At 31.5% G+C, this 17591-nt stretch carries 18 protein-coding genes and 1 tRNA gene; 11 read left to right on the plus strand and 8 right to left on the minus strand.

Annotation, left to right across the window (positions count from 1 at the left end):
* Positions 1 to 91: 91 nt before the first annotated feature.
* The 5 genes from AB3G34_RS08235 to AB3G34_RS08255 all read left to right on the plus strand — a co-directional run bounded on the left by AB3G34_RS08235 (position 92) and on the right by AB3G34_RS08255 (position 6285).
* A complete protein-coding gene (locus AB3G34_RS08235; protein ID WP_367753719.1) occupies positions 92 to 403 on the plus strand; it encodes a hypothetical protein in 312 nt (103 codons plus the stop codon).
* Between the two features lie 169 nt (positions 404 to 572).
* On the plus strand, positions 573 to 1058 hold the full coding sequence (locus AB3G34_RS08240; protein ID WP_367770644.1) for a hypothetical protein: 486 nt from the start codon (positions 573 to 575) through the stop codon (positions 1056 to 1058).
* A 167-nt stretch (positions 1059 to 1225) separates the two neighbouring features.
* The gene (locus AB3G34_RS08245) at positions 1226 to 1777 is read left to right on the plus strand and encodes a hypothetical protein (protein WP_367753723.1); all 552 of its coding nucleotides are present in this window, start codon (positions 1226 to 1228) and stop codon (positions 1775 to 1777) included.
* Between the two features lie 145 nt (positions 1778 to 1922).
* Positions 1923 to 4454: a PIG-L family deacetylase gene (locus AB3G34_RS08250; RefSeq protein WP_369754053.1), complete on the plus strand. Its 2532-nt coding sequence runs from the start codon at positions 1923 to 1925 to the stop codon at positions 4452 to 4454.
* A gap of 115 nt (positions 4455 to 4569) precedes the next feature.
* Entirely contained in the window at positions 4570 to 6285 is a 1716-nt protein-coding gene (locus tag AB3G34_RS08255) for a sodium:solute symporter (RefSeq protein WP_367770649.1), read from the plus strand.
* A 6-nt stretch (positions 6286 to 6291) separates the two neighbouring features.
* Here AB3G34_RS08255 and AB3G34_RS08260 read toward each other — a convergent pair whose 3' ends face one another.
* From AB3G34_RS08260 to AB3G34_RS08285, 6 genes are all read right to left on the minus strand, one after another.
* Positions 6292 to 7653 carry a TlpA family protein disulfide reductase gene (locus AB3G34_RS08260; protein WP_369754054.1) on the minus strand — a complete coding sequence of 454 codons (1362 nt, stop codon included), beginning with the start codon at positions 7651 to 7653 and terminating at the stop codon, positions 6292 to 6294.
* Positions 7654 to 7743: 90 nt separating this feature from the next.
* Positions 7744 to 8586: a DUF2911 domain-containing protein gene (locus AB3G34_RS08265; RefSeq protein ID WP_369754055.1), complete on the minus strand. Its 843-nt coding sequence runs from the start codon at positions 8584 to 8586 to the stop codon at positions 7744 to 7746.
* Between the two features lie 55 nt (positions 8587 to 8641).
* Entirely contained in the window at positions 8642 to 9313 is a 672-nt protein-coding gene (locus AB3G34_RS08270) for an HAD family hydrolase (RefSeq protein ID WP_367770657.1), read from the minus strand.
* A gap of 44 nt (positions 9314 to 9357) precedes the next feature.
* Positions 9358 to 10071, minus strand: coding sequence for a ThiF family adenylyltransferase (locus AB3G34_RS08275; RefSeq protein WP_367753735.1), 714 nt, complete (start codon positions 10069 to 10071; stop codon positions 9358 to 9360).
* A 64-nt stretch (positions 10072 to 10135) separates the two neighbouring features.
* A complete protein-coding gene (locus tag AB3G34_RS08280) occupies positions 10136 to 10792 on the minus strand; it encodes a TatD family hydrolase (protein ID WP_369754056.1) in 657 nt (218 codons plus the stop codon).
* Positions 10792 to 11394, minus strand: coding sequence for a DUF1684 domain-containing protein (locus AB3G34_RS08285; protein WP_367770664.1), 603 nt, complete (start codon positions 11392 to 11394; stop codon positions 10792 to 10794). The genes AB3G34_RS08280 and AB3G34_RS08285 overlap by 1 nt, the downstream gene beginning before the upstream one ends.
* Before the next feature lie 97 nt (positions 11395 to 11491).
* On the opposite strand from AB3G34_RS08285, the gene AB3G34_RS08290 reads away from it, so the two are divergent.
* The 6 genes from AB3G34_RS08290 (at position 11492) to AB3G34_RS08315 (ending at position 16010) form a co-directional block, all read left to right on the plus strand.
* Positions 11492 to 12712, plus strand: a complete 1221-nt coding sequence (locus AB3G34_RS08290; protein ID WP_367770667.1) for an MDR family MFS transporter — start codon at positions 11492 to 11494, stop codon at positions 12710 to 12712.
* Positions 12713 to 12972: 260 nt separating this feature from the next.
* Positions 12973 to 13332 carry a BlaI/MecI/CopY family transcriptional regulator gene (locus AB3G34_RS08295; RefSeq protein ID WP_367770669.1) on the plus strand — a complete coding sequence of 120 codons (360 nt, stop codon included), beginning with the start codon at positions 12973 to 12975 and terminating at the stop codon, positions 13330 to 13332.
* 4 nt (positions 13333 to 13336) lie between these two features.
* The gene (locus AB3G34_RS08300; protein WP_367770672.1) at positions 13337 to 14995 is read left to right on the plus strand and encodes a M56 family metallopeptidase; all 1659 of its coding nucleotides are present in this window, start codon (positions 13337 to 13339) and stop codon (positions 14993 to 14995) included.
* Positions 14996 to 15069: 74 nt separating this feature from the next.
* A complete protein-coding gene (locus AB3G34_RS08305; protein WP_367770674.1) occupies positions 15070 to 15210 on the plus strand; it encodes an SsrA-binding protein in 141 nt (46 codons plus the stop codon).
* An 86-nt stretch (positions 15211 to 15296) separates the two neighbouring features.
* Positions 15297 to 15370: transfer RNA gene (locus AB3G34_RS08310), tRNA-Arg, on the plus strand.
* A 70-nt stretch (positions 15371 to 15440) separates the two neighbouring features.
* The gene (locus AB3G34_RS08315; RefSeq protein WP_369754057.1) at positions 15441 to 16010 is read left to right on the plus strand and encodes a pentapeptide repeat-containing protein; all 570 of its coding nucleotides are present in this window, start codon (positions 15441 to 15443) and stop codon (positions 16008 to 16010) included.
* Here AB3G34_RS08315 and AB3G34_RS08320 read toward each other — a convergent pair whose 3' ends face one another.
* The gene (locus tag AB3G34_RS08320) at positions 16011 to 16508 is read right to left on the minus strand and encodes a GNAT family N-acetyltransferase (RefSeq protein WP_369754058.1); all 498 of its coding nucleotides are present in this window, start codon (positions 16506 to 16508) and stop codon (positions 16011 to 16013) included. It lies immediately after the preceding gene.
* A gap of 23 nt (positions 16509 to 16531) precedes the next feature.
* Positions 16532 to 17572, minus strand: a complete 1041-nt coding sequence (locus AB3G34_RS08325; protein ID WP_369754059.1) for a GMP reductase — start codon at positions 17570 to 17572, stop codon at positions 16532 to 16534.
* Between the last annotated feature and the right edge of the window lie 19 nt (positions 17573 to 17591).

Here is a 17591-nt window from a genome sequence, read left to right on the forward strand (position 1 = left end):
TATAATTTTTGTTGTTAATTATACAAATCTAATTATAAGATTATTATTATCTTTATATCAGTTAAAAAAACAAAATTAAAACCAAATAACTATGAAAAAACTAAGTTTTTATTTAATGATAATGGTATTATCATTAACTGCCTGTCCAAGTTCTATGTTTGCTGCTGAAAAAAATGTACCAACTTCAGAACCAAAAGAAATTCCTGCAGAAGTTCAAACAATGTTAAACCGCTTAGAAGAAATAAAAGAGATGGACAAATCATCTTTAAAATCTTCAGAAAAAAAAGAACTTAGAAAAGAAGTTCGTGAAATAAAAGAAAACTTAAGATCATCTGGAAATGGATTGTACCTTTCCGTAGGAGCAATTATTATTATTATACTTTTATTAATTTTATTACTATAAGTACATAATTAACAACTATATAAAAAAAGAAGTGTTTATAACACTTCTTTTTTTATATAAATATTCGACTTAAATAACTGTTAATATAAGTGTTTTGGCATCATAGTTGTTTTTAGTATTATGTATTGAAAATTCAATACTTTAAAAATTAAAATAAAAAATAGAAAAAATGAAAACTATAAAATTAATTGCAATTGGAATAGTTCTATTGGTAACAAGTGCTACACAAGCACAGGTTTCAGTAAACGTAAATATTGGTACACCTCCTTCCTGGGGACCTTCTGGTTATGATCAAGTTGATTATTATTACTTACCAGATGTCCAAGCTTATTATGATATTCGAGCTTCTCAATTTATTTATTTTGGAAGTGGTCAATGGGTAAGATCAAGATATCTTCCGAGACAATATAGAAACTATGATTTATACAATGGATATAAAGTAGTATTAAATGATTATCACGGAAGAACACCTTATACCTATTACAAACAACACAAAGTAAAATATTACAAAGGGTATAAAGGACAACCTCAAAGATCAATTGGTAACAGGAATGACAACCATAATGACAGTCATAGAGATAATGATAACCATAAGGATAATGGGAATCATAAAGGAGGAAATGGAAATAAAGGTCACGGAAAAAGCAAACATTAATTTATAATTACATTGTTAAAAAGAAACGTATAATGCGTTTCTTTTTTTTTGGCATATACCCAATTAATCGTTAATAAAATCATTCTGGCACAGTTGTTGGATTCTATCTTAAAGTATATACTAAATGAATAAAAATTTAAAAAAATTAATTTAAAAATATAGAAAAGATGAAATCATTAAAACTAATTGCCGTTGGAATAATTCTACTCATATCAAGTGCTACACAAGCTCAAGTTTCAGTAAGTTTAAATATAGGTACAGCTCCATCATGGGGACCTTCAGGATATGCAAATGTTGATTATTATTATTTACCTGATGTTCAAGCGTATTATGATATACGTGCTTCTCAGTTTATTTATTTTGGAAGTGGTAGATGGGTTAGATCGAGATATTTACCAAGACAATATCGTAATTACGATTTAAACAGAGGATATAAAGTAGTATTAAATGACTACCATGGTAACAGACCTTACTCAAATTTCAATCATGATCGAGTAAGATACCACAAAGGATATAGAGGTGAAAATCAAAGATCTATTGGATATAGAAATAATGATAGAAGATCAGATAACCATAGATACACACAAAATCGTAGATATGCTGATAACCATAGAAAATCAAATAATTATAGAAATGAAAGACATGATGAAGGACATGGAAACAGTCGTGGAAAAGGTCATGGAGAAGGAAACAATAAACATAATAATAGAAGAAATTAATCCTTTTATTTAAATTAAAAAAGAGCATCGTAAATGATGCTCTTTTTTTTTGCCATATCCTTTTTGGTTAAGAAAATTAAAAAACAATTAAATGAAAAATATATAATTACTACATTTGAGGTAATTGTAAATTAATTTCCGAAAAATGATTAAAAATAAATATATTTTAACCTTACTAATTCTAATTTCCTTTCAAATACTTTTAGCACAAAAACCTCAAAAAGTAACTTCAGCTGAAATCTATAATCAAATTGAAAAACTTAATTTCCTAGGATCAGTTCTTTACATTGCTGCACATCCAGACGATGAAAATACCCGATTAATTTCTTATTTATCAAATGAAACCAAGGCCAGAACAGGGTATCTTTCCTTAACACGTGGTGATGGAGGTCAAAATTTAATAGGCCCGCAATTAAGAGAACTATTAGGTGTAATACGTACTCAAGAATTGATAGAAGCTAGAAAAATTGATGGTGGTGAACAATTTTTCTCAAGAGCTAATGATTTTGGTTTTTCAAAAAATCCTGATGAAACATTACAAATTTGGGATAAAGAAAAAGTACTTTCCGATGTAGTTTGGGCCATTAGAAAATTCCAACCCGATGTTATCATCAATCGTTTTGACCATCGCTCACCAGGTACAACTCATGGTCATCATACCTCTTCGGCAATTTTAAGTACTGAAAGCTTTAGCCTAACTAATAATCCTAGCATATTTGCAGATCAATTAAAATTAGTAAAACCATGGCAACCCAAACGCCAGTTTTTTAATACTTCTTGGTGGTTTTATGGAAGTAAAGAAAAATTTGATGGGGCAGACAAAACCAATTTAACAACAATACAAACTGGTGTTTACTATCCAGATTTAGGGAAGTCAAATCAGGAAATTGCAGCATTAAGTAGAAGTAGCCATCAATCACAAGGTTTTGGAAGTACTGGAAGTCGTGGGGCGGATTCTGAATATCTTGAATTGATTAATGGTGAATCCTTAAAAGATAAATCCAATATTTTTGAAGGAATAGACACGAGTTGGAATCGCATTAAAGGCGGAAAACCTATTGGAGATTTAATAGCGGAAATTACGTCTAAATATGATTTTACAAATCCTTCGGCTAGTATTCCCAACTTGGTCAAAGTCTATCAAATGATCCAATCATTAGATGAAGACCATTGGAAACCGGTAAAATCAGAAGAACTGAAAAAAATTATTACAGCTTGTGCTGGCTTATATCTAGAAGCAGTTGCGACAGAGCAAGAAGCAACTCCTGGAAGTATTGTTGGTTTAAAACTGGAGGCTATAAATAGAAGTACAGTATCAATACAATTAGTAAGTGTTGAAACTTTACCAGAGCAAAAAACGATTGTTCAAAACAAAGATTTAAAAAACAACATTTTAGAAAACATAAATCTCAATTTACAATTACCTTCAACAATTGATTACACTCAGCCGTATTGGCTTAAAGAGAAAGGAACTGTAGGGATGTATACGGTAAATGATCAAAAAAATATTGGAATCCCAGATATTATTCGAGAGGTAAAAGTAATTTTCAATATGAAGATTAATGGAGTCGAAATTCCTTTTGATCGCACTGTTGTTTACAAATACAATGATAATGTAAAAGGAGAAATGTATAATTATCTAGACATTGTTCCTGCAGTTACAACAAGTATCCTTGATAAAGTGTCGCTTTTTAATACAGGAAGCCATAAAGCAATAGCTGTAAAAATTAAATCTGGAAAAGACAATATTAAAGGAGATTTGCAACTTGATTTACCTGAAAAATGGATTGCTTCTCCAACATCAATTCCATTTAATTTAGACAAAAAAGGAACCGAAAAAATTGTTTACTTTGAAGTAACTCCTCCCAAAGAACCATCTGAAGTTATTGCAAAAAGTATAGCGGTAATTGACAATAAAATTTATAATACGGACCAAGTAATAATTGACTACAGTCATATCACGAAGCAGCAAGTATTAGCGCCAGCAGAATCAAAATTTATTAAATTAGATTTAAAAATTAATAATCAAAAAATTGGATACATTATGGGCGCGGGTGATGAAGTTCCTGAGAGTTTAACTCAAATGGGATATATCGTTACCCTATTGAATCCAGATGAAATTTCCCCTGAAAAAATAGCCCCTTTTGACGTTATTATTACTGGAATCCGTGCCTATAATACCGTACAAGTATTAACAAACAAACAAAAAATTCTTTTTGATTTTGTAAAAGGAGGAAAAACAATGCTGGTACAATACAACACACCTGATTTAAATCCTGGTCTAGAAATAGCTCCTTATCCTTTAACCATGTCTCGTGATCGTGTTACTGAAGAAGATGCAAAAGTAAAATTTTTAGCACCGAATCACCCCATTTTAAATTATCCAAACAAAATTAGCGCTACTGACTTCGAAGGATGGACACAAGAACAAGGTTTATATTACCCAAGTGAATACGATAAAGCCTTCACTCCTATCCTATCTTCAAATGACAAAGGAGAAACACCAAAAAATGGTGCATTACTAGTAGCTCCTTATGGAAAAGGATATTACATTTATACAGGTTTGAGTTTATTTAGAGAATTACCCGCAGGAGTCTCAGGAGCTTATCGATTATTGTCCAATATGATTTCATTAAAAAATCCAACAACAATTCCTGATCAGAAAATAAAACCCTAATACTATGGAGGCAAAAAAAACAAAAAATTGGAAAAAAAATTATACATGGGTGCTTATAGCAAATGCCATTTATATTTTGATCTTTTATCTAATAATGAAATTATACTCTTAAAATATGCAACTATTCGATTGGATTGTACTTATTGTAACCCTATTATTTATAGTAATTTACGGAGCTTGGAAAACCAAAGGAAGTAAAAATGTTGAAGACTTTATTCTAGGTGGTAACGAGACCCCATGGTATACTGTAGGGCTTTCGGTTATGGCTACACAAGCTAGTGCTATAACCTTTTTGTCAACTCCAGGACAGGCTTATCATGACGGTATGGGATTTATTCAATTTTACTTTGGATTACCTATTGCTATGATCGTTATTTGCCTCACTTTTATTCCAATATATCATAAGTACAAAGTCTATACTGCTTATGAATATTTAGAAAAAAGATTTGATTTAAAAACCCGTTCATTAGCTGCAATCCTTTTCTTATTTCAAAGAGGATTAGGAACAGGACTTACCATTTATGCACCAGCTATCATCTTGTCAGCAATATTAGGCTGGAATCTTACTTATATGAACATTGTTATTGGTGTTCTAGTAATTATATATACATTTTCGGGAGGGACTAAAGCGGTAAATGTAACCCAGAAACAACAAATGTTTGTGATTATGTCAGGGATGTTCATTACCTTTTTTCTCATATTGCATTTTTTACCAAACGAAATGACTTTTAGTAATGCCTTGCATATTGCTGGTGCAAATGATAAAATGAATATTGTAAATTTCTCTACTGATCCCGAGGAAAAATATACTTTTTGGAGTGGAATAACGGGAGGATTTTTCTTGGCATTAGCATATTTTGGAACAGATCAATCACAGGTAGGACGTTATTTATCAGGAAAATCAGTCCGAGAAAGTCAGATGGGATTGATTATGAATGGCCTTTTAAAAGTTCCAATGCAGTTCTTTATTTTGTTAACTGGAGTAATGGTTTTTGTCTTTTTTCAATTCAATCCAGTTCCTTTAAACTTCAATCCTAATAATAAAATAACGATTGAAAAATCACAATACAAAGAAGAATATCATGGTTTAGAAAAACAATTGGATGCACTATCAGAAGATAAAAAAGTAATCAATCTATTATATATTGACCAACTCAACCAAGATTATGACAATCCAATTCTTAGAAAGGAATTAATAGCCTTATCCTCGAAGGAAAAAGATTTAAGAGAAAGAGCTAAAGAGATAATTTTAAAAGCGGATAGCCATAGTGAAACGAATGATAAAGATTATGTATTCTTTCATTTCATTCTAAATTATTTACCAAAAGGGCTTATCGGGTTATTACTAGCAGTTATTATATCAGCAGCTATGTCTTCTACCGCATCGGGATTAAATGCATTAGCATCCACAACAGCTATAGATATATACAAGCGTAACCTAAAAGAAGAAAAGTCAGAAAAGCATTATCTAAATGCCACTAAGTTCTTCACTTTATTATGGGGTATCATCGCTATTCTTTTTGCTTGCATAGGGACCTTATTTGAAAATTTAATACAGTTGGTAAACATAATAGGCTCCATATTCTATGGTACAGTATTAGGGATATTCCTTGTAGGTTTCTATATTAAACATGTACAAGCCAAAGCAATATTTTATAGCGCTTTAGTAAGTCAAATGACAATTTTTATAATTTATTATTTTGCCATTCATGTGTATCCAAGTGGCGAGGCCAAATTAGGATATTTATGGCTTAACTTTATTGGAGCTATGTTGACTATAATTCTGTCATCATTACTGCAATGGACTGTTTGTAGAAATTCTAAAAAGTAAATTCAGTTATTTCTTTACAAAATGAGAATTGAATATATTCACCAAAGCATTAGGGTTAAATGATTTTAAAAGTATTTTTCCATCTTTATCTAATAAAAAGAAATTTGGATTTGAATAGGCATTAAAATCTACTAAATATTGTTTTTTATCGTCAGTGTTTTTTAAGTTAATCCAGTCTGTCAATTTATTGTCAGTGATAAATTTAATCCACTGACTTTCATCACTGTCATTTAATACCGATACAACTTGAATCTTTCTGTCTTTAAAATAAGCTTTAAATTGATCAAAATAGTTTTTAACTAAAGGTACAGTTTCCATACAATGATGACATGTAGGGCTAAAGAAAACCAAATACGTAAGCTCATTTTGTGCATATATATTAGACAGATTGAATTTTTGACCATTTTGATCTTCCATACTGAAATCAGGAATTTTAGATAACCTAGGTAAGACTTTATTGGTGCTAATTAATGCTTTTAAACCACTTTTTTCCTGATCCGTTAACACATCACAGGTTACTCCGTCTATATATTTTTTAGAAAAATATTCTAACGTTTGTTCTAAATTTTCGTCATCAAAATAATATAAATTAGACATAATCCATTTAGAAAAAATGCCGTAAGTACCTGTTTTACAATTCATACCATCAAACAAAATATCTAAATCCTTTGAATAGTTTTCATTATTTAGAGGTAGCACTCTAATGTACGTGTATAGTAACGTATAGACATTAGGCATCAATATCAATTGCTTATCATTTTTATTTATAAAACTGAAAAATGAATCTCGGTATTTGTATTTTGAAGCTAAATCATCTGGTTTTTTCTCAGCAATTTTATTTTCAATTTTTAAATACAAACTTAGAGATGAATTGGGATACTTAGCAATTATTGATTTACCTAATGCTATTTTTTGATCTGCTGTAAGGGTCTTAGAATTGATTTTTTTCTGGTAGTCCAGAAAGTCAATAGTACGATTAGAATACAAACATTTTACATTTGCTATCGCTTTCTCATTCAATTCTAATCCTATTCTATCACCGTTATCTATTGACAGCTCTACATATTCTGTAGGCTTAGATTGAAGCATTAATTTATAAATAACTCCAATAATTTTATTTTTTTTTGTAAAAACAACTTTCTGTTTCGGGGACTTGACAGTAATGCTATCTAGAATAATATCTTGTTTTTTAATACCATAAGTATAGCATAACAGTATTTTTTCATTTACAAGATTCTCTGTATCAATTGTTACAACATACCCGTTTGAGTCTGTATTGACAATAGCTTTCTTAACTACTTGCGAAAAAACTGGATTAATACAACAAAGACTTATAACAATGAAGAAAGATTTTAACGTAGAATACATTACCTAGACTTTATATTTTAAGTCAAATTATGTGACTTAATTACTGATTTCAAAAACAAATATGTTCATGCTTAAAGCAGAATAATTTAATTACTTACTCCAATCAGAAATACTGTCTTTATTCATTTTAACGTAATCTTGATTCCCCGCTTTTTCAGCTGCAACTAAAGATAATTTTGCCGTTTCAATTGCTCCTTTTTTATCACCTTGTTTCGCTTGAATCAATGATTTTAGACGCAAATAGAAGAATGGTTTTTCAGTGCTTAGTTCTAACGCTTTATCCATATAAGTTCTAGACTTTACAATGTCACCGTTCGATTGAAAAAGGTATTGAGCTGATGCAAAATAATCACCTGCGTTAGGCCCTGCTAAAGCTTTTTCTATACTTGCAGTAGCGATTTTTTGTGTAGGCACTTCAAATTTTAAAGCAGCATAAGAATTTTCCCAATACATTTCTAAATACCCATAATTAGTATCTAAACCGCTAAGTCCAATAGTGAAAGTCTCCGCTGCTTTTGGCATAGATTCTTCTTTTACAGTTGTTCTTAATGCTACATTTGCTTCATTAAATTCTTGTGGAGTTCCCCAGTTATCTGTAGTTGAATAAAAAATCACATCCCAGTTTTGGCTACTTGGAACTGTATATAATGCGTATTTTCCCTTTTTCAACGTTTTTCCGTCAATTACAACATCATCACTAAAAGATACTGTTGTGTTTTCATTAGCACCTGTTCTCCATAATTTACCAAAAGGAACTAAATTACCAAAAACAGCTCTACCACGAGCCGAAGGTCTTGAATATACAATCTCAACATTTGTCAATCCAACCATTTGGTTTATCGTAGCTTTAGGGCTTTGTTGTGGAGTTTGTACTTGTGCCTCAATTGTAAATTGAGTAATGATAATAGCTAAAGCAATCAGTATTTTTTTCATATTTAATAAATTATGTTTTTTCAAATTTACAAATTCAGGCATTTGTAAATGTTAATTATTCCTTAATTCCATTTTTATATTGTGAAACTGTTTCAAAATTAATATCTGAAAAATGATTGATGATCACATCAGCTTCTGATAGATCTTGATCTTTGGAGTGAAAACTATTGTAAGCAACACAAAATATTCCAGCAGCTTTTGCTGCTTTTATTCCATTTGTACTGTCCTCTATTACAATACAATTATCTTTAGGAGCTACAGATAATGAAGCAGCATGCTCAAAAATAGCAGGATGCGGTTTGGATTTTGGGAAATCTTCCCCACTTACAATATGCGTAAAATAATCATGCAATTTGAATCGGTTAAAAACGCGTTCTATTGTTACTTTTGAAGCCGAAGAGGCTAAAATTAATTGCATCCCCTTTTGATGAAAATCTTTAATTAAGTTTTCTACACCTACTAATAATTCTAAATCTTCCTTTTTATCAAAAGCGTCATTAAAAATAGTGCGTTTTCTCTGAATCATATCTTCCACATCATTTTCAAGCTGAAAAATATCTTTTACTTTTTGAAATGTATTTCTAGTCGAATTTCCTGTAAATGAGGTAAACATTTCTTCGGTGACATCAATTTGCAATTCCCCAAATTGCTGAAAATAAGCATAACGGTGTACCGGTTCCGTGTCTACAATTACACCATCCATATCAAAAATTACAGTTTGTATCATTTTATAAGTTTATTTTTTTAGTTCTAATTTCTTAAAACAGCATATTATTTTTTAAGCAAATAACGAATCACAGTTTCTGCAGCATATAACCCAAATAATCCTGGCATATAACTGTTTGTTCCATAAAATGATTTTTTATAATTAGAACCATCTGTCATTTTTAAACTTTCTTCATCTTGAATTTCTGAAGAGAAAACGACTTTTAGCTTGTCTATTTTATGTTCTTTTAATCGTCTTCGAATGGTTTTTGCCAAAAAGCAATTCTCTGTATTATTAATATCAGCTACTTTCACTTTTGCCGCTTCCATTTTTCCACCGGCACCCATACTAGAAATAATTTTAACTCTTTTTCGCTTGGCGCCAATTATTAAATTTAGTTTTGGTGTTACGCTATCAATACAATCCAAAACGTAATCAAACTCATCAGAAACAATTTCAAATGCGCGCTCTGGTGAAAGGAATTCCTGTACACGTGTCAATTGTAGTTCCGGATTAATATCCATCAATCGATCGCCTACAATAGTGATTTTCGGTAGCCCTACAGTAGAATGTAGTGCCGGTAATTGCCTGTTTATATTTGTAATGTCTACAACATCTCCATCCACAATAGTCATCTTTCCTACTCCTGCTCTTGCTAAAAACTCAGCCGCAAAAGACCCAACACCACCCAGTCCCACGACCAAAATGTTAGCATTTTGTAATTTATTTAATCCTTCTTTTTTAAATAAAAGTTCCGCTCGTTCTGTCCACTCTGCCATTGTTTTTTGTTTAAAGTTTAAGGTTTAAAGTTCAAAAAACTTCACCTTTTGAATATTAGTTATCTTAAATCAAGTCTGTTTTAAAAACAACTTGAACATTATTTTTTATTGTTTGTTGCAATTCGGCTGCCGTGCATCTTTTATATTTTGCCGCCAACGCATATACTTCATCAATTGTTTCTACTACTGTATCTGTTTCTAAAAAAAAACGATCGCTAGGTGTAGAACTAAAAACAGTTTCTAATTCAGGATTTCGCAATAAATATTTCCCAAAAGAAATATAAAACCCATTATCGATTAATATCTTGGCCACTTGTGCATTTTTGGAAAAACCATGAATAATCATGGGAACCGAAATATGCAAGCGTTTTTTGGTCTCTATTACTTCTTGAAAAGCAGCTACACAATGAAGTACAACTGGTTTCTTGTATTCTTGAGCTAAAAGCAATTGTTTTTCGAAAACCGTTTGTTGCAATTCCATTGGAATTTCAATTCGTTTATCAAGTCCACATTCGCCAATAGCAAGGCAATTGGGCTCTTGTAATTTACTTTCAATAATTTCTAAATCGGATTCAAGACGCTGTTCGTTAATAAACCAAGGATGAATTCCTATGGAATAAAATGGAATATTGGCATCAAATTCCCAAGGATATTGATTGACCAACTCCAACACATTTGGATTATTAGTCGAATTATGAATATGTAAATTAAAAAAATCCATTAGTCGTGAAATTTTTTGACTCCTGCTTTTATCTCTATATTCAAGTCGTTTTCCAAAGGCACTTTTGGACAAGAATATTTATGACTATAGGCACAATATGGATTGTATGATGTATTAAAATCAATTGCGATTGTATTGCCTTTTGGTGTTTTTAAATCAATGTACTTCCCTCCTATATAACTCTCATTTCCACAAGTTAAATCTGAAAATGGTAAAAACAAATAGTCTTTGTATTTTTTTTGTTTTGATAACTCAATATTCTTGTAAATATTAAGTTTCATCTTTTTACCGTCGATGGTAAAATGTGCTTCACCATATTTTACATAAACTGGTTTCCTATCTGTTGACGTTTTCATCTCGAAAGGTTTCTCATTATCAGTTCTAATAAATTGAGCGATAACAGCGTATTTTTTATCAATAGGATAAAAGTCTAAAGTTTTAAAAACAGCTAAATCTTCAGCCATCAAAGGACTCGTTTTTGCATCAGCATATTCACTATTGATTTCCTTTTGAAATTTTTCAGCGTCACTACTATCATATTTTTCTTGGGCAAAACCAAAATTTAACTGAAGCAGTATTACTAAGGATAAAAACTTTTTCATTTTTTTTTGTTTCAGCAAAAATAGTTTAAAAGTTACAAAGGGACAAAGACTCTAAGTTACAAAGTTTTCTACCTTTGTAAAAATTTACTATTTAATAATGCTAATAACTGCTTTTCAACGTTACATCAATAATTTCAAGGGATTTTCAAGAGAAATTTGGATTCTTACACTCATCACCTTTATCAATAGAGCGGGAACGATGGTATTGCCCTTTTTATCTAAATATTTAAAGGAAGACTTACAGTTTTCGTATGGTGAAGTAGGTTGGATTATGGTCGCATTTGGTCTGGGTTCCATGTTGGGTTCTTGGCTCGGAGGAAAACTATCTGACAAAATTGGCTTTTATAAAGTAATGGTTTTTAGTTTATTTAGTAGTGGTGTTTTCTTTTTTGCGCTCCAATATATTACCAGTTTTTGGGGATTGTGCTTTGGAATGTTTAGCATTATGACTTTGGCTGATATGTTCCGACCAGCGATGTTTGTTTCATTAGGTGCTTATGCAAAACCCGAAAATAGAACACGCTCTTTAACATTAGTTCGATTGGCTGTAAATCTAGGTTTTGCAGCTGGCCCCGCTTTGGGTGGTTTGATTATCATGGGAATTGGATATCAAGGTTTGTTTTGGGTTGATGGTAGTTCCTGCATTGTGGCGATTTTGATTTTTGCTCTTTTGGTAAAAGAAAAGAAAAAATCCTCACACCATGACCCACATGCCACCATACTGGAGGCCGCTTCCGTATTTAAGGATACCATTTTCTGGATTTTTCTATTTGTTAGCTTTGTCACAGCAATGATTTTCTTTCAATTATTCACCACTTTACCTTTATATCATAGTGAAAAATTTGGTTTGAGTGAATTGCAAACCGGTTTATTGATGACCTTAAATGGTTTATTGATTTTTGCATTAGAAATGCCTTTTGTGGGTTATTTTGAAAGAAAAAAAGTGCAGAAACTCAAAATTATTCTTTGGGGAGCATCGATAATGGCAGCTAGTTTTTATTTATTACTCATCAATGTTTGGGCAGGAATACTTATAATTGCCATGATTATGATGTCTATTGGTGAAATATTTGCTTTTCCGTTTTCGAATACTTTTGCGATGAGTAGGGCACCTAAAGGACATGAAGGGCGTTATATGGCATTGTATACCATGAGCTTTAGTTTAGCTCATATTGTGAGTTCTAAAGTGGGACTTGAAATTATTGCTCGATTTGGTTACCAAGTAAATTGGTTCGTTATGGGAACTTTTGGTATTTCGGCAGTTTTATGTTGTATTTGGATCCAAAAACTGCTAAAATTAGAAAATAAACTAGCCTGAATCTAAGTTTTCCTACAGAACTCCTATTCAATATATCGCGTTAAAATTGATGAAAATTAACTGATTACCAATATTTTATTTTTTATAACTATAAAAATAGTTTTATAACTGCAATTTTAGTTGTAAAACTAAAAAAATAGTTGTAAGTTTGAATTGCGTTAAGGATAGTAGGCGATATCCTCGTAGTGAAACGAAGAGATAAAGCCGAATAGCCTGCCCCCGCTTTTTTTTGCGGGGAACGCCCAAATAAAACTTGAGCTATGCAAAAACTGACAAACAAAGAAGAAGAGATCATGCACATTTTATGGAAGCTAAAAAAAGCGTTTGTAAAAGAAGTAATGGAAGAAATCACAATTGATCCACCACATTATAACACCTTATCGACTATTATACGGAATCTAGAAGAGAAAGGATATGTATCGTATCATGCTTATGGAAAAACTCATCAATACTTTCCTATTGTTACTATTGAAGAGTACCGAAAAAAATTTATGAATACCGCTATTGATAATTATTTTAATAGTTCCTATAAAAACATGGTTTCCTTTTTTGCCAAGGAGGAAAAAATTTCGGCAGCGGAGTTGCGAGAGATTCTGGAAATGATTGAAAATAAAAAATAAAGGTATGGAAACGCTATTTATTTATCTCATCAAATCCAGTGGATTACTTGCGTTGTTTTTTGTAAGCTACCATTTTATGTTGCGAAAGGAAACTTTTTTTACCAGTAATCGTTGGTTTTTATTAAGTGGATTAATTACGTCCGTGGTTTTACCTCTTGTAATTTTTACAAAAATAATTTGGGTGGAGCCTGTTGTAACAAATACAAATTGGTCCAATATTCCTGCATCGAATTATATAGAAGAAAAATCATTTGAAGACTATTTACCAATACTAACTATTTTAACTTACAGTCTTGGGATACTTTTATTGCTAGCCAAATTTGCCTATGATTTTTATAGTTTACAAAGGGTCTTAAAAGGAAAATCGACTCAACAACAGGCTGATTTTAAACTTATTGACATAAAAGAAAATCTAGCACCATTTTCATACTTTAATACTATTGTTTACAATTCGGCATTATACAGCCCTATCGAGTTAGAAAATATTTTAGAGCATGAAAAAATTCATAGTGAACAACACCATACTGTTGACGTTCTGATTTCGAGATTGTTTTGTATTGTTTTTTGGTTCAATCCATTTATTTGGTTGTATAAAAAAGCGATTTTGCAAAACCTTGAATTCATTGCTGACAGTGAAGCATTAAAAAAAATATCAGACAAAAAAGCCTATCAAATCACGCTTCTAAAAATAACAACACAGGAAAATTGTGTTGCCATTACCAATCATTTTTATCAATCATTAATCAAAAAACGAATCGTTATGTTAAACAAAAATCAATCAAAAAAAAGGAATTCTTGGAAGTACTTATCAATACTTCCTGCTCTAGTTGCCTTTGTATTTCTATTTCAAATTGAAGTAGTTGCACAGGAAAAAGTAAAAGAAACAATGACTACGGTAAAAGAAAGTCCAGATAACGACTTAAAAACTGAACTTAGTCAAAGTAGCCCTGACCCCATCAAAAAAACGAGAACTGTCACCGTGCACTCTACAAAAGATGGCGATAATGAAAAAGTAAAAACTATCTATATTGATGGTAAAGAAGCAAGTCAAGCTGACTTAGACGCATTAGATCCCAGTGTAATTAAGACTATGGACGTTAATAAAAATGACGAAAAATCAACCATTAAAATAATCACTAAAAATAGTAATGGTATTCCAAATGACACCGAAATTTTTATAAACGGAAAAAAAATGAGTAAAAAGGAATTAGATGAATTGGATTCAAAAGATATTGAAACAATGGATGTAAGAAAATCTAATGCTACGAATTCTAACAAAAATACAATTAGAATAATTACTAAAACAAGAACTCAATATTCTGACAATAAAGACATTCCAACTCCTCCAACTCCTCCAACTCCACCTACTTTTAATTTTAAAGCTCCAAAAGCCCCTAATTTTCCCAAGGCTCCAAAGGCTCCGAAAGGAGATCCAATCACAGGAGATAAAAAAGCTTGGAAAGACTTTGATATAAAAATGGAAGAGTTCAACAAAAAAATGGAAGCCATAGCACCCGAAATGGAAGCATTTGACAAAAAAATGGCAGAGTTTGATAAACAAATGGAACCTTTTAATGCTCAAATGGAAATTTTTGAAAAAAAAATGAAAGTGTTCGAAAAGCAAATGGAAGAATACGAAGTCAAGCTAAATGAAAATAAATAGAAATTATAAATCATTGAAGACGGTCAATATCAAGACCGTCTTTTTTTATATCTTTGAAAAAAATAAATCCAACTATGTTTAAAATAGTAGCTCAACTCAACAAACTTATCTTACCCAGTTTTACGAAGCAAAGATTAGATTTGGCCAAAGCCAAAAAATGGCAAATGGCAATTATTGGATTTAGATATTATGTAACTACAAGAGCATTAGACTAGTGCAAATAACATGAAATAAATTTTAATTTTATTTTAAAATTGACTTGCAAAACTAATAAGATTGCTTATATTTGCACCCGCATTAAGGCCTCGTGGCGCAACTGAATAGCGCACTTGATTACGGCTCAAGAGGTTACTGGTTTGAATCCAGTCGAGGTCACAAAAAAACGCAATTATCTACTTATTTGATAATTGCGTTTTTGCTTTTATATAATTCACACCAGAACCAAATGCCAGAATACAACCTTGATTTACAATACAATGATATCACCTACGGTGTAGAAGATGTCAATTTCAAGGAATTTGAATCTTGCACATTTACAAATTGTGATTTCTCACAATGCAATTTTATAGCGGTTACCTTTATCGATTGTAGTTTTAACAATTGTAATTTTAATACCTCAAAAATAAACCATGTTGCTTTGCGAACCGTTTATTTTAATAATTGTAAAGTAAAGGAAGTTAACTTTGCTATGTGTGACAAACTAATTTTTGAAATCCATTTTAAAGACTGTATTCTTGACTTTTCTAAATTTTATACCCTAAAGTTAAAAGGAACTACTTTTACGAATTGTAGCCTTGTAGCAGTCGATTTTATGAGTGCCGACCTGACCGAAGTACAATTCAATAATTGTGATTTATATCGAGCTGAATTTGAAAAAGCAATTGCCAACAAAGCTAATTTTAGAAGTAGTTATAATTACACTATTGATCCCACCAAAACGAAGTTAAAAAAGGCTATTTTCTCTCTAACTACCGTAAAAGGACTTTTGCATAAACACGATATTGTTGTGGTATAATTACAATTGTTTCTCCATTTTGTAATCTTCCATTAAGTAACCATGACCAATTTCTATATCTTCTTCCCCCACTATAGTAAAACCCATTTTTTGATAAAAAGTGCAGGCATTATTAAATCTATTTACATTTAGAGAAATACAATTAGAATCATTTTCAGCAGCATAAGAGGCTACTACATCAATTAAAGCTCTTCCTGCTCCTTTACCTTGTGCTTCTGGAAGTAAATATATTTTATGCAAACGAGTTTCTTTTTTACCCAAATAATTATGCTCATAGGACGCAAAACCAAGACAAGTAACGTCGTCATAAACCAATATAAAATGATGCATTTTATTGATCATATTATCCGATAAAGTCTCTTCAGAATAAAAAGCAGATAACATAAAGTCTAATTGTTCTTTAGACAAGATTTTACCATACACATCTGGCCAAGTAGCATATGCTATATCTTTAATTAGTTTTAAATCTTTAGAAGTAGCATTAGAAATCGTAATCATAGTTTATGTTGTAAATAAAATTATTAATTTGAAAAAACTCTGTTTTCCTGTTCACTCACTCTAATAAAAGTGGTTCTTTTTGTCAATTCTTTTAACCTTGAAGCGCCAACATACGTACATGCACTTCGCAATCCTCCAAGAATATCCAATAAAGTATTGGCTACATTTCCCTTAAAAGCCACCTCAACGGTCTTTCCTTCACTTGCTCTATATTCAGCCACACCACCAACATGCTTGTCCATTGCTGTTGTAGAACTCATTCCATAAAACTTTTTGAACGGCTGCCCGTTAATATCAATTAGTTCTCCACCACTTTCTGTATGTCCTGCCAGCATTCCTCCAAGCATAACAAAATCGGATCCTGCGCCAAAAGCTTTGGCTATATCTCCAGGAGTAGAACAACCTCCATCACTTATGATGTGTCCTCCTAAACCATGAGCCGCATCCGCACATTCAATAATTGCTGACAGCTGCGGATATCCAACACCTGTTTTAACTCGAGTCGTACATACTGATCCTGGACCAATACCTACTTTAATAATATCTGCTCCCGCTAATAACAACTCTTCAACCATTTCGCCAGTAACTACATTTCCTGCAATAATTACTTTGTCAGGGTATTGCTTACGGGTTTGTTTCAAGAAATTTACAAAATGCTCCGAATAGCCATTGGCTACATCAATACAAATAAATTTAAGTAATGGGTTTGCTTGTAGTATTTCGGCAATTTTTTTAGAATCATTTTTACCTGTTCCTGTACTTATAGCAATGTATTCATAAAATTCTGGTGCAACTTCTTTTAAAAAAGTAGTCCATTCATCAACAGTATAATGTTTATGAATTGCTGTAAATAATTTTTCTCTGGCTAATGCACTTGCCATTTCAAATGTACCGACCGTATCCATATTAGCAGCCATGATTGGAATCCCAATCCAAGTAGCCGTACTATGTAAAAATTTAAATTCTCGTTCTAAAGAAACCTGAGATCTACTTTTTAGAGTAGAACGTTTGGGTCTAATCATTACATCTTTGAAACCTAGCTTAAGATCCATTTCTATTCTCATAATTTTCTTTTTTATAAAA

The organism is Flavobacterium sp. WC2409 (assembly GCF_041200085.1).
GTDB lineage: Bacteria > Bacteroidota > Bacteroidia > Flavobacteriales > Flavobacteriaceae > Flavobacterium.